This window comes from Yersinia nurmii, from assembly GCF_001112925.1.
Classification (GTDB): Bacteria; Pseudomonadota; Gammaproteobacteria; order Enterobacterales; family Enterobacteriaceae; genus Yersinia; species Yersinia nurmii.
The window spans coordinates 1-21,200 of record NZ_CPYD01000018.1; the positions used below are offsets into that span (position 1 = coordinate 1).

The following is a 21,200-nucleotide window of genomic DNA, read 5'->3' on the forward strand; positions in this document are numbered from 1 at the left end:
TTCAGTGAAATTTTTGGCTGACATAAACACTCCTTCATTGAGCCTCCATTATGAGGCAAAAAAGTGTCTACGAAACCCGGGTCTATTCATGTTGGGGACATAGGCTACGTTGCAGGACGAAAGCAACTTCCGTCCTGCATTAAAACTTAAATATATATTAAGCTTCGATTGGCGCACGCCAGTCGTCAGCACCTGACGTGCCAGCGGTCGTGTGTTCCCAATTGATTTTACGATATGACAAAGATACGCGTACTAATTGAGTAAACTCGGTTTTAGTGCTGTCTTGGCAATGAGGCATTTTGCAATCGATATCGATAATAGTGGCATCTTCTAATTCAGTTGTGAAGAAGTGCTCTTGTTTACCTTCAACAGAAGTGCGGTACCATTTTAATTCTACTTTAGGCAACATTTCACCTGAAGCCAGTGCGTTATAAAGCAAAGGAACAGCCTTGTTTAATGCAACTGTAAAACGGAATGGTTTATGAGCACGTTGACCGGACGGCTGTCCAGATTGCGGATCGGTAGGCACGGTAACAACGTGTTCAAATTCCTGTACCAGCATTTCATCTTCATGACCCTGTACAAATATATTACCAACAGATTCTGCAGTGAATGAACCTGCTGTAATGTTGCCTTGTGTCTTACCGGTAATGGAGATATAGCATGGAGTTGGCATTGAGAATATCCTATAAAAGTGAGTTGGTATTGAATCCTAAATGACGCTAATAACCTGTAGTTGAATATTTCAGGTGCCGGTTATTGCATTGTATACACAGAGCAAGACCTTATCGTCGTCGCCACTATAATCAGCCAAAAGCAAATCTCCAAACCTCATAATGAGAGCGGCTAATTAGTCAAAACACCATTAGTTTAAAAAATTAAAATATTTGCAAAATCAGGATAATCATCTTTATGGTTTATTTTTTTAGATCTAATTTTGTGCGGACTTATTTATTCAAAAAAATAAATAATTTATAAGTCATTGTTATTTATCGTTTTTATAAATTAATTTGAAAAAATTATTTGATCATGTGTGTATTGAGACATACTTCAAATAAATAATGATAGATAGTTACCTAGTTATTTTTTCTATGGACTTTTTGCGGTGAAATAAGAGAAAATCCCTTGGAGATGCATTTTTTCCCAATCATTTAATTAATTTTTGCATCATGTGGAAATAACCTGCCTGACCCGATCAGCGCTGAGATTAAGGAATATCCAAGAAAATTTTGGTTAAGTATTCCTGTGCGTCGCATTGACTCATCTTGAGAAAAATAAGTTATTTCTTAAATTCTTAGGATAATTCTTGGATTTATAACCGAAAGGTAATGTGGATATGAGTAAGGATAATTCGAGTAGTGTCGCTCCTAAGGAAAGGATCAACATTAAATATGTCCCGAATACCGGTGACCAGGTTGCAGAAGTTGAATTACCGTTAAATCTGATGGTGGTTGGCGATCTGAAAGGGGTAAGAGAAGATACGCCAATTGAAGAACGGCAGGTTGTTTCTATTAACAAAAATAACTTCAATTCCGTAATGAATGAAGCTGGGATTAATCTCGCTTTTAACGTTCCGAATCGTTTAGATGGTAACGGCGAAGAAGATATGCCGGTGACATTACCTATTAATTCACTTAGTGATTTCTCGCCAGATAATGTTGCCAAGAAAGTTCCTGAACTGAATAAGTTATTAGAACTGCGTGAAGCATTAGTGGCGCTGAAAGGCCCGCTTGGAAACATCCCTGCATTCCGTTCACGTCTGCAAGACTTGCTTTCTAATCAAAGCGTCCGTGAACAGCTTCTGAAAGAGCTGGAAATACTTAACCAAAAGTAATTGGTCTGGAAACAAGGAATTTTAAGTATGTCTGTACATGAAGAGAACGCAGCCACGCTTGCACCGGCAGCGAGTACCACCTCCTTGCTTGATGAGATTATGTCTCAGGCACGCATGGCGCCGGAAAACGACGGCTATGATATTGCGAAACAGGGCGTGGCGGCATTTATCTCCAGTATTCTTGATACCGGCGTTAATGAAGAGCCAATCAATAAGCTGTTAGTGGATAAAATGATCGTTGAGCTGGATAAGAAACTCAGCGCTCAAATGGATGAAATTCTTCACGCAGAAGCATTCCGCGAACTGGAAGCTTCGTGGCGGGCGCTGAAACTGTTGGTGGATCGCACTGATTTCCGTGAAAACATCAAAATCAATATTATGCATGCGACCAAAGATGAGTTGCTGGAAGATTTTGAATTCTCACCAGAAATTGTTCAGTCCGGTTTCTATAAGCATGTTTACTCTTCAGGTTATGGCCAGTTCGGCGGGGAACCTACCGCTGCGGTAATCGGTAACTATGCGTTCAGCAATTCCTCCCCTGATATGAAGCTGTTGCAGTACGTCAGCGCCGTGGGCGCTATGGCTCATGCGCCATTCCTGTCGTCAGTGGCTCCCGATTTCTTCGGCGTAAGTAGCTTTACCGAGCTGCCGGGAATTAAAGATCTGAAATCCGTATTTGAAGGCCCGGCGCATACCAAATGGCGTGCGCTGCGTGAGTCCGAAGACTCTCGCTATCTTGGTCTGACAACGCCGCGTTTCCTGCTGCGTCTGCCGTATTCCACCGTTGAAAACCCGATTAAAAATTTCAATTACCATGAAGACGTCAGTAAAAATCACGAGCATTTCCTGTGGGGCAACACCGCTTATCTGCTGGCATCTTGCCTGACAGACAGTTTCGCCAAATATCGCTGGTGTCCGAATATTATCGGTCCGCAAAGCGGCGGCGCAGTGAAAGATTTGCCAGTGCATCTGTACGAAGCAATGGGCCAGATTCAGGCAAAAATTCCTACCGAAATTCTGATTACCGATCGCCGGGAATTTGAACTGGCAGAAGAAGGTTTTATTACGCTGACCATGCGTAAAGGCAGTGATAACGCCGCGTTCTTCTCCGCGAACTCAGTGCAGAAACCAAAGAACTATCCAAATACCCGCGAAGGGAAAATGGCAGAAACCAACTACAAGTTGGGTACCCAATTGCCATACATGTTCATTATCAACCGCTTGGCGCACTACATTAAAGTGCTTCAGCGTGAGCAGATAGGTTCATGGAAAGAGCGTCAGGATCTGGAGCGTGAACTGAATATCTGGTTGAAACAGTACATCGCCGATCAGGAAAACCCACCGACAGATGTTCGTAGCCGCCGCCCGCTGCGTTCCGCTCAAATCCAAGTTTTGGATGTTGAAGGGGATCCAGGCTGGTATCAGGTAGCGATGTCAGTGCGTCCTCACTTCAAATATATGGGTGCAAGTTTTGAGCTGTCACTGGTAGGCCGTCTGGATAAGGAATAATCCGACATGGCAGCGCTGTTAAGTTGGGAGCGAGGAAGCTCCTCCAGCTTGTTTGAGCGTATACAGGGGGAAGGCTCCGGCCTTTCCCGTCGTGCGCGGGCAGACGATTTGCTGGTCTCAATAAAAGGACATTTGAATAAAGTCCTCAATGCGCGCCCTGGTGGTTGCCAGAGTTCGATAGAGCTAGGCGTTATTGATCTTAATGATGCTACCTCAACGGCAACGGATTTTCGGCGCAGCATTGAGCAGGCCATCAAAACCTGTATTGAGAGTTACGAACCCCGTATCTCATCCGTATCCGTGCATGCAGAAACCAATGATGGCGATCCGCTGCTGTTGAATTTCCGTATCAGCGCGCAGGTGAGCTTTGACAACATTGGCGATCTGGTGGAGTTCAATATTCAGTTGGATAACAACCGGCACTACCGTTTTGATCAGGATTTATAATGTCGTTCGAAAAATATTTCAGAGATGAACTGGACTACCTCAGACAGTTGGGACGAGATGCCGCCGTTGAAAGACCGCATCTGGCGACCTTTTTATCTGAGCAGGGTTCGGACCCTGATGTCGAACGGTTATTAGAGGGGTTCGCCTTCCTGACTGGGAATTTACGGGCGAAAATTGACGATCAGTTCCCTGAGTTGACCCACGGTTTGCTGAATATGCTGTGGCCGAACTATTTACGGCCCACGCCTAGCATGACCATTATCGAATACACCCCTGATGAAAATGTGGTGACCGAGGCGGCTTTGGTCAAACGCGGCACGCAGATTCTCAGCAACCCGATTGCCGATGAGGATTTTGTCAGCACTTCCCCTAAATCTGGGGCGCAATGTGTGTTTACTCTGTGCCGCGATATCTGGCTATTCCCGATGGCGATTCGCGATATCACGGTGAACAATAGTAACGAGCAGGGCATTATCGGGATTAATTTTCAGGCTAAAAATGAGCTGAATTTCCAGCGCTTACAGTTGAATAAGCTGCGGTTCTATTTAGGTGAAGATGCTTATACCAGTACGCAAATCTATCTATGGATCAGCCACTATTTTGAGCGCGCGGAGCTGGTGGTTAACGATATAACTATCCCAATGCCGGATTTTGACTTTATTCCCGTGGGTTTTGATCGTCAGGACGCGCTGCTGCCGTACCCAAAAAACGCCTATATGGGCTACCGAATTTTGCAGGAATACTTCTGTTTTCAGGAAGGTTTTCTGTTCTTTGATGTTTGCGGTATTCCGGATTTGCCGGGGCATCTAAAAGCCAGCGAATTTACGCTGAATCTGCATTTCTCGCAGGCGTTACCGCCTGATGTCAAGGTGCGGCCAACGACGTTCCGCATGCACTGTACGCCGGCGGTGAACCTGTTCCAGCATGATAGTGAAGCCATTGCGCTGGATGGCACTCAGGCCGAATACCCGCTGCGCGCCAGTTATCACCATCCCGATCGCTACGATATTTTCTCCATCGATAAAGTGGATAGCTGGCTAAGTGAGAAGGGCGACGGCAAAGGGCGCTCCCGCGGAAGAGCGCGAAACTACACGCCGTTTGAAAGCTTCGATCACCAAATCGAGCATGTGGATGAACGCCACGCTCTTTATTACCATCTCCGGGTGAAAAAATCCTTATTTCGCAAAGGCTTCGAACATTACATTGCCTTTGTTCGTGGAGATGAATCCCAGCTTTTGCACGCCGAAGAAAATGTCTCCGTCAGCATGACTTGTACCAACCGTGAGTTGCCGATGCTACTGCGGGTGGGGGATATCAATCAGCCGACCAAGGATAACCCGTCATTTGCGTCGTTCCGCAATATTACCCGGCCTTCGGTGCCGCTTTATCCAGTACTGGACGGCAGCCTGCATTGGTCTTTGCTGTCAAATATGTCTCTTAACTATATGTCACTGCTGGAGAAAGATGCGCTGAAGCAGATTTTGCGCACCTACGATTTACCCAGTATGAACAACCGCCAAGCGGCGCGGGTTTCGCAAAAAAAACTGGATGCCATTCAACGAATCGATACCAAACCGGTGGACCGTCTATTTGCTGGCGTGCCGGTACGCGGACTGCAATCCACGTTGTATCTGGCACAAAGCGCCTTTAACTCCGAAGGCGAGCTGTATTTGTTCAGCACCATTTTGGCTCACTTTTTCTCACTCTATGCCAGCGTCAATGCCTTTCACATTTTGAAAGTGGTCAATACCGATAATCAGGAATGTTATGAATGGCCGGTTCAGATAGGTCAACATGCGTTGATGTAGTGCCCGGAGACGAGTCTCTGGACGTCTCCCGCTATAACTTTTTTCAGCTGGTAGAACTGCTTAATCAGCTCTCGGGTAAAAAACTATCCTCGCAGGGGGAGGCGGTAGCCTACCCGGCGGGCGAGAGTATTCGCTTCAGATCCAGCGCCAGTCTGGCTTTCCCGACGCGGGATGTGGTGGCGCTGGAAAAGTCAGAGCGCGGTCAATATCAGTTGGAAGTGTCCTTTCTTGGTTTGCACGGTAGCCAGTCGCCGATGCCCGGTTATTACCTGGATTCACTGGCCTGGGAAGATGCACAGAATGAAAACCGCCTGACGGATTTCCTCAATGTATTCAATCATCGCCTGATCACTTTATTACATCAGGTTTGGCGGAAATACCGCTATCACATCTGTTTCGAAGACGGCGGTGTGGATGATTTCTCTCAACGCATGTTTGCGTTGGTGGGGTTGGGCAGTGAGGTCATTCGCAACAAACTTCAGATTAATCACAGCAAAATGCTGGCGTACGCCGGTTTGCTGGCCAGTCCGGGGCGTTCTCCGGAAGTTATCTGCGGGCTGGTTTCCCACTGTTTCGATTTACCCGATGTAGAACTGCACAGCTGGCAGTTGCGTCAGGTCAATATCGACCCGTCTCAGCAAAATCGGTTGGGCGGACGGGAGAAGATTCGCGGCAAAAAGTATCTGGAAAAATCGGTGCTGGGCAGCAATTTCACCATCGGTTCTCGCGTCGCGGATCGCAGCGGCAAGTTCATGCTTTGCATCAACAATTTATCTCGCGAGCGCTTTCTTTCCTTCTTACCTAACGGCGAAAACTACCAGCCATTAGTGATGTTTGTTTCGTTCGTGATGCGCGATCAGTTCGCGTGGGATTTGCGTCTCGGGCTCGCCAGTAAGCAGGTCAGTGGCATGGTACTTGGGGCAGATCAAAATAACTTACTCGGTTGGACCAGTTTTTTAGGCGATCCGGAAGAGAAACCCGACGTAACCATTTGCGTCATGGAATGACAACCCGCATTCAGGAATAGAGAAAATGGAAAAACAACAGCCAACCCTCACACTGCGGGTGCTAAACAGCGACAAATTGGAAAGTGGTAAATCGGCCAGTTGCCTGTTCGATATTCAGGGGGGGCGAGTCGGCAGTGGCAGCAGTAATTTGTGGTCGATTCAGGATCAAATGTCCTCGGTTGATGGCGCACAGTTTGCCGTGGAATGGCAGGATGGCGCGTTCTGCCTGCGCGTCTTGGGGCAACCGGTCATGGTTAATCAGGCCTGCTTAACCCGCGATGCTGGTTTTATCCGCCTACAGGCGGGGGACAAAATTAACGTTGGCATGTTAGCCATGAGCTGTCACATCGGTCATACGCTGGCCGATCGGCAAGACCCGCTGACTTTATCTCCTGAATCATTGGTTTCCAGCTACAGCAATCCGCTGGAAGCGATGATGGAAGGAGGCGAACCGCCGCGCGGTGCAGAAGCGCCTTATCAGGGTAATCTGGCCGCGACCGTTTCCAACGACTTTAGCCAGGATCCGCTGCGTATTTTACAAAGTGAGAGCCTGACGACGTTAACGCAGTCGCCCGCGACCGACCCCGATGCCAGTCAATCCCTACAGCAGGATCGTTACAGCAGCCCTCTGTTTTCTTCACCGCTATCAGATACCGCCAAGGACAGTGCCATGGATCAGGAATTTATCGACCTGCCTCATATCAACCGCCTTACCGCCATTGATCCATCAGAAACGCTGGAAATGCGTGAGCAGCAGCACGTCGCTATGACTCCGCTGATGCGTGGCATTGATGCGCAGTTGCCGATTAATAACAGTCAGGAAGCTCATGATTTTCTCGAAGAAATTGGAAAAACCATGAAAGCGGCCATCGACGGCTTATTGGCGTTACAGCAGGTCCAGCACGGCTTATCGGATAAACATTTGCGGCCGATTGAGGATAACCCGTTGCGGCTGAATCTGGATTACGACACCACGATGAATGTGTTGTTTGCCGATCAGAAAAGTCCGGTGCATCTGGCCGCGCCGGCGGCGGTGGCCGAGAGCCTGAATAATGTCCGTTTACACCATCAGGCTAACCAGACGGCAATTGGAGTGGCGTTGGCAACCATGCTGGATGCGTTTTCACCGCAGCATTTGCTGGCGCGTTTTGCGCATTATCGTCGCAGCAATGAACGACAGGAAATGGACGCCGCTTGGGCGTGGGATATGTACAACAGCTATTACCAAGAATTGGCCTCCAGCCGTCAGCAAGGCTTTGAGAAACTGTTTTGGGAAGTTTATGCGCAATCTTATGACCGCGCCTTACGTCAGGGATTGCAGGAGAGCGCGCAATGACACGCATCGCGAGTCATTCACTGGCTGTGTTGTTGCTGGTTCTGTTGTTGCCGGGATGCAGTAGCACTTGGGAAGCAACAAAAAAAGTGGGTCAGGTGATGTGGGATCCCAGTATTCCCGTGGGTGTGAAAGACGAGCAGCCTTCAACGGTGCAAATCACTCTGCTGGCCGAAGCAGATATTAATCCCAATGACAGTGGCGAAGCTTCACCGCTGGAAATTCAGGTGATTTATCTGAGCGAAGATTCCAAATTATTGGCCGCCGATGACGATCAGCTAACCAGCGAAGAATTAGAGAAAGTGTTGGGCAAAAACTATATCGACCATCAGGACTACACCCTATTACCCGGTCAGTACAAACCTTTGCCGCCGATTAAGTTGAAAGCAGGGAACCGTTATCTCGGCGTTATCGGTCATTACACCGACGCTGAAAAAGCCGAATGGAAAAAAATTATTCGTATCGACGGCGTTGGGCACAACTACCAGGTGTTAGTGCATGTTCGGGCGAACGAAATTGATCTCAGGAAAGAGGAAGAATAGCGATGCCAACCAAGAATCGCGTGATTTGGCGAGAGGGGCTATTTATCAAGCCGCAGCATTTCCAGCAGCAACAGCGCCATAACGACTATGTGTTGCACAGTCGTTTATCTTCATTAATGGACTATGGTTATGGATTCCGGTCGTTAGTGTTGAATCACGAATTATTAAAACTGGGGCGTGTAGGCATTACTTCGGCCAGCGGTACGCTGCCGGACGGCTCGGTATTTGATATTCCGAATCAGGATCAGACCCCAAAACCTTTGGATGTGATCAATCTGAATGACGCCGCCAGTCGCGATATTTATCTGGCGTTACCGATGCAAAACGACGCGATAAACGAAGTGACCAACGCGCAAAGCAGCGGAGTAGGCGCTGTTCGATATCAGGAACGCAGCGATAGCGTGCGAGATTTGCATACTCAGGGCGGAGATGTGAGCGACCTGGCATTAGCGCAGTTAGCGCCACGTTTGATGCAAGGTTCCGAAGATCTCAGCGCTTTTACCGTTTTGCCGCTGTGTCGCATTAAGGAAAGGCGCCCAGACGGAGCCATTGTTTTAGACGCGGAGTTTATTCCAACCTGCACTTCGATCTCGGTTTCTCCTGAACTCAAACGCTTTATGGATGAAGTAGAGGGAACGCTGGTAGAACGTGCCAAATTATTGGCCAAACGTATCGGTTCCCCCGGCCAGCAAGGGATTGCGGACGTGGCCGAATTTATGATGCTGCAATTGTTTAACCGCGTGCAGCCCTTGTTCACCCACAGTGCCTATCTCTCCACGTTACATCCGCAAGAGTTCTACTGCCAATTGGTGCAAACCTGCGGCGAGCTGAGAACCTTTACCGATGAGTCGCGTTTGGCCGGTATTTTCCCGGTATATAATCACGATAATCTGACGGACAGCTTTGTTCCGCTGATGTTGGCAATGCGTCAGGCGCTCAGTACCGTTCTGACGCCACGCGCCATATCTATTCAACTGATGGTGCAAGCTCACGGCATTCGGGTGGCAACGATCAACGACCGCGATCTGCTGCGTAGCGCCGATTTCGTGTTGGCTATTCGGGCACAGATTCCGCAGGAACAACTGCGCCGCCAGTTTATTCAGCAAACTAAAATCACTTCCTTGGAAAAAATCCGCGATTTGGTCAGCGTTCAGCTTCCGGGCGTACCGCTGGTGGCGCTATCTGCTGCGCCGCGTCAGTTGCCTTACCACTCCGGATATACCTATTTCATGCTGGATCAGCAAAGCCAGGCGTGGAAAGACATTCAGCAAAGTAATGCCATTGCGTTCCACGTATCCGGCGACTTCCCAGAGCTGGATATGCAGTTCTGGGCGATCAGGAGCAGCTAATCATGAGCGAAATCGCACCGAATATTGCGTCATTATCTGATGAGCTGAAAGCCATACCGGCGACTCGCCAGTACCAATTGGATCTGCGCGGCGAAAGCTTGAACCCGATGGTCGATGCCGCTACGCCGCTGCTGGGTATGGTGATGCGCCTGAAAAATATGGCTAATCAGGCATTGCCGGAACAGCTTTATCAGCAGGTGGTGACGGACATTCGCGCCATCGAACAGTTTTTACAGACCAAAGGCTATGAGCCGGGCGCCATTGTCTCTTTCCGCTACATGCTGTGTACCTTTATTGATGAAACCGCGTTGGGACATGGCTGGAATAGTCAAAACGGTTGGTTACAGCAATCACTGCTGGTGCAGTTTCACAACGAAACCTGGGGCGGTGAAAAAATCTATGTGTTGCTGGAACGCCTGATGGGTGAACCGCAACGTTACAAGGATTTGCTGGAATTCATCTATCTGTGTTTCTGTCTTGGTTATCGAGGGCGCTATAAGGTCAGTGCGCTGCAGGGGGATGAATTTGAGCGTTTATTCAGACGGTTACATCACCAATTGCATGAAATGCGCGGCGATGCGCCGCCGACGGTATTACATCTTAACGCCGGAGAGTCTTCCGGCCGTTATCGGTTAAGCAAGCGCTTAACCATCAAACATTTACTGTGGGGCGGATTAGGGCTGTTAGCGCTGGTCTACGGGTTTTATCTGATTCGTTTACACGATCAAACCCAAGATATCTTGCAGCAGCTAAACAACTTATTGAGCTAAGGAAGGCCAAATGATCCGCATAGATTTACCCACATTAGTTAATCGCCTCAATCCTATCGCGAAACACGCGCTGGAAACGGCGGCCGCCCACTGTGTCAGCGAGCAGGAAATCGAAATTACGGTTTCGCAGGTGTTGTTGCAATTGCTGAATACGCCGTTGAGTGATGTGCGTTTAATTATCAATAAAGCTGAAATCGACCAGGATAGCTTGCGGGAACAGTTGGATACCCGCGTTCCCAGTCATCAGGCGGTGACTCAGTCTTATCCCAGCTTTTCACCGCTATTGATCGAGTGGTTGCAGGATAGTTGGTTACTGTCCTCCACGGAGATGGAGCACGGCGAAATGCGCAGCGGGGTCATGCTGATGACTTTGCTGATGAGCCCAGCGCGCTATCTTTCCGCTCGTGCTGCTCAATTATTAGCTCCGGTAAACCGCGAGTTATTAAGGCAAAACTTTAGTCAATGGACGACGGATTCCGCAGAAACTCAGGTAGTTCCCCTTGCGGAAGGCCATACCTCCGCCGTTCAGCCTAACGGTGAAAGTTTGTTAGCCCGTTATGCCAGCAACATGACTGAACAGGCACGCAGCGGCAAGCTTGATCCGGTGCTGTGCCGTGATGAAGAAATCGATCTGATGATCGATATTCTGTGTCGTCGCCGCAAAAACAACCCGATTGTGGTCGGGGAGGCCGGCGTGGGTAAAAGTGCGCTGATCGAAGGACTGGCCCTGCGAATTGTGGCCGAGCAAGTACCGCAAAAATTGTTGAATGCGGAATTGATGACGCTGGATCTGGGCGCGCTGCAAGCGGGCGCGGCGGTGAAAGGTGAATTTGAAAAACGCTTCAAAGGCATTATGGCGGAAGTTAGGCAGTCTGAAACGCCCATTATTCTGTTTATTGATGAAGCCCATACCTTGATTGGTGCAGGTAATCAGCAAGGTGGTCTGGATATTTCCAATCTGCTGAAACCGGCATTGGCGCGTGGTGAATTGAAAACCATCGCCGCTACGACCTGGAGCGAATACAAAAAGTATTTTGAGAAAGATGCCGCGCTGTCTCGTCGTTTCCAGTTGGTCAAAGTTTCCGAACCGAGCGCCGCCGAGGCCACTGTGATTCTGCGCGGTTTACGCACCATTTATGAAAAAGCCCACGGCGTACTGATTGACGACGAAGCGCTACAGGCGGCTGCTACGCTCAGCGATCGTTATTTGTCTGGCCGCCAGTTGCCGGATAAGGCCATTGATGTGCTGGATACTGCCTGCGCCCGCGTGGCAATCAATTTGACCAGTGCGCCGCGAGAGGTTTCGGCTTTACAGACTGAATTGCACCAGCTAGCTATGGAAATCCAGATGCTGGAGCGCGAACTGCATATTGGGCTGAGCTACGATAGCGAACGCTTGGCTACTTTACTGACTCAGCGAGAAGAGATTGACGCCCGTCGATTGGCGCTGATGGCAAGCTGGCAGCAGCAGCAACAGTTGGTTGAGCAAATTGTTGTACTGCGCAGCATTTTGCTGGAACAGGACGATATTACCGCCGATGAACGAGCGGAATTATTGCGTTTGGGTCATGAGCTGGATTCATTGCAGCAGGTGCAGTCTCTGGTTTCTCCTCACGTCAGCAAATCGCAGGTCGCAGCGGTGATTGCCGAATGGACGGGTGTACCGCTGAATCGTTTGTCCCAAAGTGAGCTGGCGGTTGTTACTGAGCTGCCGCTTTATCTGGAAAAACAGATTAAAGGGCAGGATACCGCTATTGCGTATTTGCATCGTCATCTGTTGACCGCTCGCGCCGATTTACGCCGACCCGGCCGTCCTCTGGGCGCTTTCCTGTTGGTTGGGCCGAGTGGGGTGGGTAAAACCGAAACCGTACTGCAAATTTCAGACTTATTGTTTGGTGGCCAGCGTTATCTGAGCACCATCAATATGTCTGAGTTTCAGGAAAAACACACCGTATCTCGCCTGATTGGTTCTCCTCCAGGCTACGTTGGCTATGGGGAAGGCGGCGTATTGACCGAAGCCATTCGCCAGAAACCTTATTCAGTCGTGTTGCTAGATGAAGTGGAAAAGGCGCATCCAGACGTTCTCAATCTGTTCTATCAGGCTTTCGATAAAGGTGAACTGGCCGACGGCGAAGGGCGGATTATTGATTGCAAAAACGTGGTGTTCTTCCTGACTTCCAATCTCGGCTATCAAACTATCGTCGATAACGTCGCTGATGCGGATTCTATCAACGATCTGCTGTATCCCGAACTGGCTGCTTTCTTTAAACCGGCGTTGCTGGCGCGTATGGAAGTGATTCCGTATTTGCCGCTGGGGCGTGAAACCCTAGTGGCGATTATTGCCAGTAAATTGCAGCGGTTGGATAGCTTACTGCGTCAACGATTTAACGCCGAAGTCGTGATTGACGATGCAGTAACAGAAGAAATCTTGCTGCGAACCACTCGCGCCGAAAACGGTGCGCGCATGTTGGAGTCCATTATTGATGGCGTCCTGCTACCGCCGGTCTCTTTGTTATTACTACAAAAAATGGCAGCGGGAAGTGACATTGGCTTTATTCGTATCGCAGTAGATGGGCACAGCTTTGTTGCAGAGGTTGAGGACAAGGTATGAAACAGCGGCTAAAAAGCGTATTGGCGCTATTGGATAACGACACCATTGAGCAACTGATACACCACTTTTTGCAGGTTAATCATCGTCGGCAACGCTTTGATGCTTTGCTGGTTACCATGCTGAACGTCAATGAAAGTCGTCTCGATTGTTACAGTTTGCCCCGGCAGGACGAGCGCGCGACGCTAAAACTCGACGTTAAAATTGATGAAGTCAACCATCCGTTGGTGCAGGTTTTACGTAACGGCGTCCCTGCAGTGTGGGATTCCTTACAACGCGGAGTGCGCATCGAAAACGCCGAGTTTCGCAGTTTTGTGCAAGAACTGCCCAGCGCCTGTGGCTTGTATGCGCTGCCGTTGTTTAACTACAACGGCCAGGCCTGCGGCGTGGTGGCGGTCTTTGCCGAAAACATTGAGCACTACACTCTCACCAACGGCATGTTCAGCATTTACTGCCATATTTTCCAGCATCGTTTGAACAAATTGCAGGAACTGGAACAGCAGAGAGCGCAACTGCGACAGATTCGCGAAGTATTCAAAGCGCAGCAGCAACGACAAAAACAGTTGGATGAGTTGCTGTTTTCTCTCAGTACATCGGATAACAGCCTGTCTCCGGCAGGCTTATCTAACGATTACAGCAAAATAGACGATCTGACCGAAGCGGTGGAAGAGTTTGAATGCACCATTTTGCGTCAGCGTCAGCGCATGTACGGTTCGGATAAAAAACGTATTGCCGCCAGCTTGAATATGGCACCACGCACGCTCGCCTATAAATTGGCTAAGTATCGGTGTCAGTTATGAAAAAGTTGATATTAACTGCCGCATTGATATTGGCTTGTAGCCACAGTCTGATGGCCGCGGAAAGTGTACCAACCGTTGCCCAGCAGTCACCTCAGTTATCGGCGTTGACTCAGTGTCGTAATGAGCCGTCTCCCTTGGTTCGACTGGCTTGTTACGATCAGGCCAGCAATCCGGTTGGCGTAACCGATGACCGAATGATGGGGCCGGGTTGGCGTCGTGCCATGGCGCAGGAAAAAGGGCGGGAGGCTCATTCCCTGGCTTTTCTCACCCGCCAGTCCGCTGGCAACAATCCGACCGTGATTATCACTACGCCGGCGATAGGAATGCCGCCTCCGCGTCCGGTTCTCATGTTTAGCTGTATCGATAACATCACCCGCATGCAGGTGGCACTGGTTGCGCCGCAAAAGGAAGGCGAAGGCGCGCTCACCTTAGTCACCGACCGCACGAAATTCGATACCGAATGGTTTGTTCGCGAAGAGGGTTTCCTGCTGGAAGCCAGTCGCGGGCTGGCCGGTATTGATGAAATCAAACGATTGCTGGATGGAGAAACCTTGGGCATCAGCTCAAAACAAGGGGCCGCAGTGCGGCTGACCTTCAACATTGTCCAGTTGGCAGAGGCGATCAAGCCACTGCGCAGCGCCTGTCATTGGTGAGGTTGATATGAATGCTATCGCCCAACATCCCTGGCGGAATTTGCTGCTAGCCCCGTTAGCCGACGGGCGCGCAGCGCTGGCGCTCAAAGACGATAATCCGAGCTGGGAGTTTATTGACAGCGAAATGGTGAAGCTGGGTTCACTTACCCACGCCAGCTTGAATATTGCTGAATTGCAGCAGCAGGCGATGACCCTGCTGTCCGAAGAAAGCAAAGACATGCGCTTACTGACCCACCTGCTGCGTACTTTGCAGCACGGTGGCGAACCGCAGAATATCTTGCTGGCGATGCAATTGCTTTGCGATTACGTCAGCCATTTTTGGGCCGAAGCCTGGCCGCATAATGGTTTGCACAAACGCCGTTTAGCGCAGCAGATCGTTAAGCGTTTCGATGCCGCAGCTAGCCTTTTTAGCCAAAGAGCCAACGGTGAACAGCGGCTGGAAGCTTTAGGGCAACTGGCGCGACTGGCTCAGTGTTGGCACGAAAGTGAACCTCAGTTGGCAAAAGAAGTGGATGAGCTGAGTTTCCCGTATCGCTATCAGCCAGAGCCTCAGGTTGCAGATACACCGCAGACCTGCAGCCCGATTTTATCCAGCAGCAGCGCGTCGGTTTCTCCTGTCGTTGCGCCGGTTACTGAAGCGCCGGTTGCTAGCGTTACTGTGGACAGTTCCAGCGATCGTGCGTGGCGGCAAACGCTGCTGAAAGTGGCGGATTTGCTGTGTGAGCGCCACCCGGACAGCGACAGCGGCTACCGACTCCGACGCCACGCGGTCTTCAGCACTATCACCGCGCCGCCTCAGTCTCAGAGTGATGGGCGAACACCGCTGGCCGCAGTGTCAGCGGATCGCACCGCCAGCTATCAGGCTGCGTTACCGACAGCCGATTTAGCGTTGTGGCAGCAAATAGAGCAAAGCCTGACGTTGGCTCCTTATTGGCTAGACGGGCATTTTCTGTCGGCGCAGGTGGCGAAACGCTTGGGCTATCCGCTGGTGGCGCAGGCGATTCAGAGCGAGCTTCGCGCTTTCCTGGCTCGCCTGCCCGCACTACGGGAACTGAGCTTTACCGATAAAACCCCGTTTCTCTCTACGGAAACTGCCGCTTGGTTGCAGCCTCTGGAAACGAAAGTCACTACCGGTAACGCCCGTGAGGAGCAAGACAATATCTGGCTGTGTTATGAGCAACAGGGGTTGGAAGCGGCTCTGGCTGCGGTTGATCAACAGCAACAGCAACAAACTGAACCTCGGGATCGTTTCTATAGCCAGTTGCTTAGTGCGCAATTATTGGAAAAGGCCGGGCTAGCGGCAATGGCGCAACAGCAGTATCAGAGTCTTTATTTGGCAGGGAAACAGTTGTCATTACCGGAGTGGGAGCCTTCGCTCTTTGCCGGGTTATCAGAAAAACAGCGGCGGTAGCACTCATGACAGCCACGATGCGACACAGGAATGTTAATCAATGAAAATGCCTTCAATACCCAAAATGCCAAAGATGCCTTCATTTTTACGTTTATTGAAGCCCATTATTCCGCGTTTTAAATCTTCAATACCGATATTGCTGGGGCTGCTCTGGTGCATCGCTTTGGTGGTGATTTGGCTGTGGGGGCCGCAGTGGCAAATGGGGGAACAGCATCCGCTAGAATCACAGCTGAGTCGTTGGCTGGTGACGGCAGTGCTGGTATTGGTTGCGGTGTGCTGGCTGACATGGCGAGTAACGCGACGGCTGCAAGAATTAGAAAAACTCCAACTGGATCAACAGCAGCGGGAAGACGATCCGGTGCAAATCGATTTGGATCGGCAGAACGGTTATCTGTCTCGCTGGTTGCAGCAGCTACAGCGCTATCTCAACACGCCGCGCTATTTGTATCAGCTACCGTGGTATTTGATGTTGGGTACCGAACAGAGCGGAAAAACGACGCTGCTGCGGGAAGGTTATAAACTGACGGAAATCTACAGCCCCGATGCTAGCAAAGGCGATGACGCCGCACAGCTACAGGTGCGTTGTTGGGCCGGTGAGAAAGCGGTGGTTGTCGATCCGACCGGAAAGCTTATTGAGCAACCGGAGCAAGGAGCGGAAGGAAAACCTCAGCTTTATTCTCGCCTGTGGCAAGAACTGCTGGGCTGGCTGCAACATAATCGTAAGCGCCAACCGCTCAACGGCATCATTGTTACAGTCGATGTTTATCAGTTGCTGACCGCCAATAAAGATCGGCGGGAAAGCTATATCGACCATATGCGCCAGCGTCTGCACGATGTGCAGATGACGCTGCACAGCCAGATTCCAGTCTATCTGGTGTTGACCAAGCTGGATTTGCTTTACGGCTTTGAGGCGATGTATCAGTCGTTGGATAAAACCCAGCGCGAAGCGATTTTAGGCGTGACTTTCACTCTGAATACGCAGGATGAAGATCACTGGCGCAGCGAGCTGAATCAATTCTGGCAACAGTGGATGGCGCAACTCAACCACGCCATGCCGGAGATGATGTTTAACGGCGTAGATAGCGATCAGCGCCCGCAGCTATTCAGTTTTACCCGTCAGATCCACGGTTTGCATGATTACGTGCTGCAAATGCTCGATCGTATGCTGTTTAGTGGTGATAGCACGCCGGCGCTGCTACGAGGGGTTTATTTGACCTCGGCTCAGCAGCGTGGACAAATGGACGATCTGTTTACCCAATCGGCGGCGGTGCAGTATCACCTTGGGCCGCAGGCATTCCCGACCTGGCCGGTAGGGGACACTTCTTCTTATTTTGCCAAAGGGTTATTTAATCAAGTCCTGCTGGCCGAGCCAAATCTGGCCGGTGAAAGTCGCCAATGGCTGCGCAATTCTCGCCGCCGCATGATGGCATTCAGCGGCTGCGGCGCGGTGGCGATTGTCGGGTTACTCTTCGGTTGGCATCAGTATTATCAAAGTAACTATCGGGCCGGACAAGAGGTGTTGACTCAGGCTAAAACCTTCCTGGAAATTCCGCCTCCGCAAGGGGAAGACCAATATGGCAACCTACAGTTACCACTGCTTGACCCGATTCGGCAGGCAACGCTGGCTTACGGTAACTACCATGAACGCAATAGCCTGCTAGCGGATCTGGGGTTGTATCAAGGCAGCAAAATTGGGCCTTACGTCGAAAATACCTATCTTCAATTGCTGGAACAGCGCTTCTTACCATCGCTGATGAGCGGGTTATTGGTTCAGCTAAAAGCTGCGCCGGCGGGCAGTGAGCAGAAGCTGGAAATCCTGCGCGTGATGCGCATGTTGGAAGACGGCAGCGGTCGTAATAAAGGGCTGGTGGAGCAGTATATGCGTAACCGCTGGAGCGAGAAGTTTAACGGCCAGCGTAATCTGCAAAATCAACTGATGGATCATCTGGACTATGCGTTGGAGCACACCGACTGGAAACGCAGCCGGGATAGCGGCGATGTGCAGTCGATTCAGAATTTCGCGCCCTATGTTCCGGCGGTAAAAGCCGCGCAGCAGGAACTCAGTAAACTGTCGCTGTATCAGCGTGTGTACCAAAACCTACGTATTAAAGGGCAGGATGCTTTACCGCCTGCGCTGAATCTACGCGATCAAATCGGTGCTAGCTTCGACGGTATTTTTGTCGCCAATAACGAAGATCTGCTGATGGTACCGCAGTTCCTGACACGTCAGGGTTTGCAAAGCTACTTTGTGAAGCAAAACGACCAGTTGATCGATCTGACCAGTATGGATAGCTGGGTTTTGAGTTTGTCGAAAAACGTGGAATACAGCGACACCGATCGCAAAGAAATTCAGCGGCAGATTACCGAGCAGTATCTGGGCGATTACACCGCCGCATGGCGCGCGGCGATCAACAATCTGGAGATCCGTCAGTTTGACGATCTGCCGCAGGCGATCGCTGCCATTGAGCAAGTGATCAGCGGTGAACAGCCGATTCGTCGAGCGCTACAAACCCTGAGCAACAACACGCAACTGCCTGCCGCCAGCGGTGATGGGCATGCCAAAGATCTGCTGGAACAGCCGGATTACCGCCTAATGTCACGGATTAATCGCGAGTTTGCACCGGAAACTGCCGCGCTGATCGAACACGGTGATAAAGGCAGTACGTTGCAAAGCGTCTATCAAAAACTGACGGATTTGCATCGCTACATGCTGGCGATTCAGAACTCGCCAGTACCGGGGAAAGCGGCGTTGAAAGCGGTTCAGCTACGGTTGGATCAAAATAACAGCGACCCGATTTTTGAAGTGCAGCAATTGGCCAAAAACCTCCCGGAGCCGCTGAATCGTTGGGTGGGCGATCTGGCAGAGCAAGCCTGGCACGTTGTGATGATGGAAGCGATTCAATCGCTGGAAGTGGAGTGGAACGACACGGTAGTGAAACAGTATCGCACCTATCTGGCGGGCCGTTATCCGTTTAATCCTGAATCAACACAGGATGTGCCGCTGAGCGAGTTTGAACGTTTCTTCGCGCCAAAAGGTGTACTGGACAACTTCTATCAACAAAACCTCAAACCTTTCGTCGAGAACAATCTGACCAACGGCAGCGACGGTGAGTTGCTGATCCGCGATGACGTCCTGCAACAGTTACAAGTGGCGCAGAAAATCCGCGAGACTTTCTTTAGCAGCCAGAACGGGTTAGGCGCGCAGTTCGCTATTGAACCGGTGGAGCTGGCGGCCAATAAACGGCGCAGCGTGCTGAATCTAGACGGGCAATTGCTGGATTATGCCCACGGCCGCAGCAATATGGTGCATTTGGTGTGGCCGAACTCCATGCGTTCAGGTGTGGAAAGCAAAATCACCCTGGTGCCGGACGCTTCTGGCAAATCGCCGCGCAGCATCGCCTATAGCGGCCCATGGGCACAGTTACGGCTGATTAACGCCGGTGAACTGACTAATGTGAGGGAAGATTCTTTCGATGTGCGCTTTAACGTTGACGGTGGTCATATGACCTATCGTATTACCGTGGATGAGTCGGATAACCCCTTTGCTGGCGGACTGTTTAGTCAATTCAAATTACCGGACACGCTCTATTAATGAGTATGCCCGATGCGCGCCGTCGGGCTTTTTTTAAGGAAGATTTTTAGTGAGCGACAATAAACAGGGATTGGTTATCCGCACCGGTGGCGATCCGCGCCAATGGCCGGAATTCACCGCGATCCGTGAAGAAATTAACAAAGCCAATCATCCCTCGCAGCCGCAGGTCAATTGGCGGCTAATTGAGTCTTTAGCCTTAACGCTGTTTCGCAGTAACGGCGTCGATCTGCAAACCGGCGTGTATTACACCTTGGCGCGAACTCAACTGAATGGGCTGACAGGTTTCACCGAAGGCTGCGAGCTGCTGGCCAGCCTGATTGTCAGCGAATGGGATCGTCTGTGGCCGGAAAAACCGCTGGCACGTATTGAAATGCTGGAATGGTTCACCGCGAAACTGTGTCATTTGCTGCGTCAGCAGGTGTTCAGCAGTGAAGATTTACGTCTGATTTATCGCGCTGAACGTGCCTTGCAGCTTATGATCGATAAGCTGCAACAGGTGCAACTGAGCCGAGTACCGCGCATCGAAAATATGTTGTATCTGATGCAAAACACCGCGAAAAAACTGGAGCGAGCCACCGAAGCTGCCGCGCCGACTATGCAGTCCTATCAAATGCCGCCGTTGGTGTATCTGACCGCTTCGGATGATGCCCCGTCATCGCGGGAAGTGCCATCCACTCTGCCGCAGCCACAGCATGACGATTTGGAACATGCACGAGTACAGGTGCGTTTTGTGCCGACCAAGCGTATGTCGGCGCTGCAAGGTTTCAGCTTGGGCATCGGTTTTTCGCTATTGATCGCCGCCGGGGTATATCTGATGCAAGTGAGGCCAATGGCGCAACAGCTGGCTGCAGTGGCCGCTGAGCCTGCAGGTTCAGCCTTACTGTGGCTACACCAGCCGGAGCTGGAGACCTACGGCGAGCAAATGGATCGGCTGGCTAAACGTTCTCCGCTGGAAGTGTTAGGTGGGCCAGATGCGCTAATGAAAACCGCACAGCAGTTATGGCCAGCAGATGCCCGGCAAACTGGGGTCAGCCAACGCTGGCAGGAGCAACTTCAAGCCAGAATGGGCAGCAATCAGGATTCCGCTCATTATTATCAGGCCAAAATGGGCGTTCAGCAGCTTTCTGAAAAACTGTTAGAGCAGGAAAAACAGAAAGGCAGCCTGACCATTTCCTATTTAAAAACTGCGCTCTATCGCATTCAAAACAATCTTAACAGCGAAATCCCGCTGGAAGAGCTATTGCGCCAGTTCTCCTTGCAACGGGAGCAGAAGAAAAGCGTCTCGCCGGTATTGATCAAACAAATTGATGACCGCTTTGATGCCTTACTAAGCCGTTACCACCAACTGACGGTTCAAACTGAGCCAGCCCATTAACGCCTACGAGAAGGGATAACCATGTTTAGTCGTGATGAGAAAAAAGATAAAGCCGGCGCAAGCGATGCATTTGGGTCCGCAGCCGTTGATGGCGTTTCCGGTCTGGCAGACGGCGCTGGCATGGTGGCCAGCGTCGCCGGTGGCAGCGTGGGGCGTGCGGCA

16 protein-coding genes are annotated in these 21,200 nt (G+C 50.7%); 15 read left to right on the forward strand and 1 reads right to left on the reverse strand.

Annotated elements, in window-relative coordinates:
• Positions 1-157: 157 nt before the first annotated feature.
• Positions 158-676: an Hcp family type VI secretion system effector gene (locus AD970_RS17470; protein ID WP_049602039.1), complete on the reverse strand. Its 519-nt coding sequence runs from the start codon at positions 674-676 to the stop codon at positions 158-160.
• Positions 677-1,336: 660 nt separating this feature from the next.
• Between AD970_RS17470 and tssB the strand changes: the two genes are divergently transcribed.
• Genes tssB through AD970_RS17545 form a run of 15 tightly spaced genes read left to right on the forward strand, consistent with a single transcriptional unit; the run spans position 1,337 to position 21,038 of the window.
• A complete protein-coding gene (tssB, locus tag AD970_RS17475) occupies positions 1,337-1,834 on the forward strand; it encodes a type VI secretion system contractile sheath small subunit (RefSeq protein ID WP_049602042.1) in 498 nt (165 codons plus the stop codon).
• A gap of 27 nt (positions 1,835-1,861) precedes the next feature.
• Positions 1,862-3,343, forward strand: coding sequence for a type VI secretion system contractile sheath large subunit (gene tssC, locus AD970_RS17480; RefSeq protein ID WP_049602045.1), 1,482 nt, complete (start codon positions 1,862-1,864; stop codon positions 3,341-3,343).
• Between the two features lie 6 nt (positions 3,344-3,349).
• Positions 3,350-3,790, forward strand: coding sequence for a type VI secretion system baseplate subunit TssE (gene tssE / locus AD970_RS17485; RefSeq protein WP_049602048.1), 441 nt, complete (start codon positions 3,350-3,352; stop codon positions 3,788-3,790).
• Complete coding sequence (gene tssF, locus AD970_RS17490) at positions 3,790-5,598, forward strand: type VI secretion system baseplate subunit TssF (RefSeq protein WP_049602051.1); 1,809 nt, start codon at positions 3,790-3,792, stop codon at positions 5,596-5,598. The genes tssE and tssF overlap by 1 nt, the downstream gene beginning before the upstream one ends.
• Positions 5,562-6,605 (forward strand): type VI secretion system baseplate subunit TssG, encoded by a 1,044-nt coding sequence (gene tssG, locus AD970_RS17495; RefSeq protein WP_049602054.1) that lies wholly within the window; start codon positions 5,562-5,564, stop codon positions 6,603-6,605. Before tssF ends, tssG begins: the two co-directional genes overlap by 37 nt.
• Before the next feature lie 25 nt (positions 6,606-6,630).
• On the forward strand, positions 6,631-7,941 hold the full coding sequence (gene tagH, locus AD970_RS17500) for a type VI secretion system-associated FHA domain protein TagH (protein ID WP_049602058.1): 1,311 nt from the start codon (positions 6,631-6,633) through the stop codon (positions 7,939-7,941).
• Positions 7,938-8,480, forward strand: coding sequence for a type VI secretion system lipoprotein TssJ (gene tssJ, locus AD970_RS17505; protein WP_049602061.1), 543 nt, complete (start codon positions 7,938-7,940; stop codon positions 8,478-8,480). Before tagH ends, tssJ begins: the two co-directional genes overlap by 4 nt.
• A 2-nt stretch (positions 8,481-8,482) precedes the next feature.
• Complete coding sequence (gene tssK, locus AD970_RS17510) at positions 8,483-9,829, forward strand: type VI secretion system baseplate subunit TssK (protein ID WP_049602062.1); 1,347 nt, start codon at positions 8,483-8,485, stop codon at positions 9,827-9,829.
• Positions 9,830-9,831: 2 nt separating this feature from the next.
• On the forward strand, positions 9,832-10,599 hold the full coding sequence (icmH, locus tag AD970_RS17515; RefSeq protein WP_049602063.1) for a type IVB secretion system protein IcmH/DotU: 768 nt from the start codon (positions 9,832-9,834) through the stop codon (positions 10,597-10,599).
• Positions 10,600-10,609: 10 nt separating this feature from the next.
• Complete coding sequence (gene tssH, locus AD970_RS17520) at positions 10,610-13,210, forward strand: type VI secretion system ATPase TssH (RefSeq protein WP_049602066.1); 2,601 nt, start codon at positions 10,610-10,612, stop codon at positions 13,208-13,210.
• Entirely contained in the window at positions 13,207-14,007 is an 801-nt protein-coding gene (locus tag AD970_RS17525; protein WP_049602068.1) for a Fis family transcriptional regulator, read from the forward strand. The genes tssH and AD970_RS17525 overlap by 4 nt, the downstream gene beginning before the upstream one ends.
• Entirely contained in the window at positions 14,004-14,660 is a 657-nt protein-coding gene (vasI, locus tag AD970_RS17530; RefSeq protein WP_049602071.1) for a type VI secretion system-associated protein VasI, read from the forward strand. Before AD970_RS17525 ends, vasI begins: the two co-directional genes overlap by 4 nt.
• A gap of 7 nt (positions 14,661-14,667) precedes the next feature.
• A complete protein-coding gene (gene tssA, locus AD970_RS17535; protein WP_049602074.1) occupies positions 14,668-16,071 on the forward strand; it encodes a type VI secretion system protein TssA in 1,404 nt (467 codons plus the stop codon).
• A gap of 40 nt (positions 16,072-16,111) precedes the next feature.
• Complete coding sequence (gene tssM / locus AD970_RS17540) at positions 16,112-19,663, forward strand: type VI secretion system membrane subunit TssM (RefSeq protein ID WP_049602076.1); 3,552 nt, start codon at positions 16,112-16,114, stop codon at positions 19,661-19,663.
• Between the two features lie 49 nt (positions 19,664-19,712).
• The gene (locus AD970_RS17545) at positions 19,713-21,038 is read left to right on the forward strand and encodes a VasL domain-containing protein (protein ID WP_049602079.1); all 1,326 of its coding nucleotides are present in this window, start codon (positions 19,713-19,715) and stop codon (positions 21,036-21,038) included.
• The last annotated feature ends 162 nt before the right edge of the window (positions 21,039-21,200 follow it).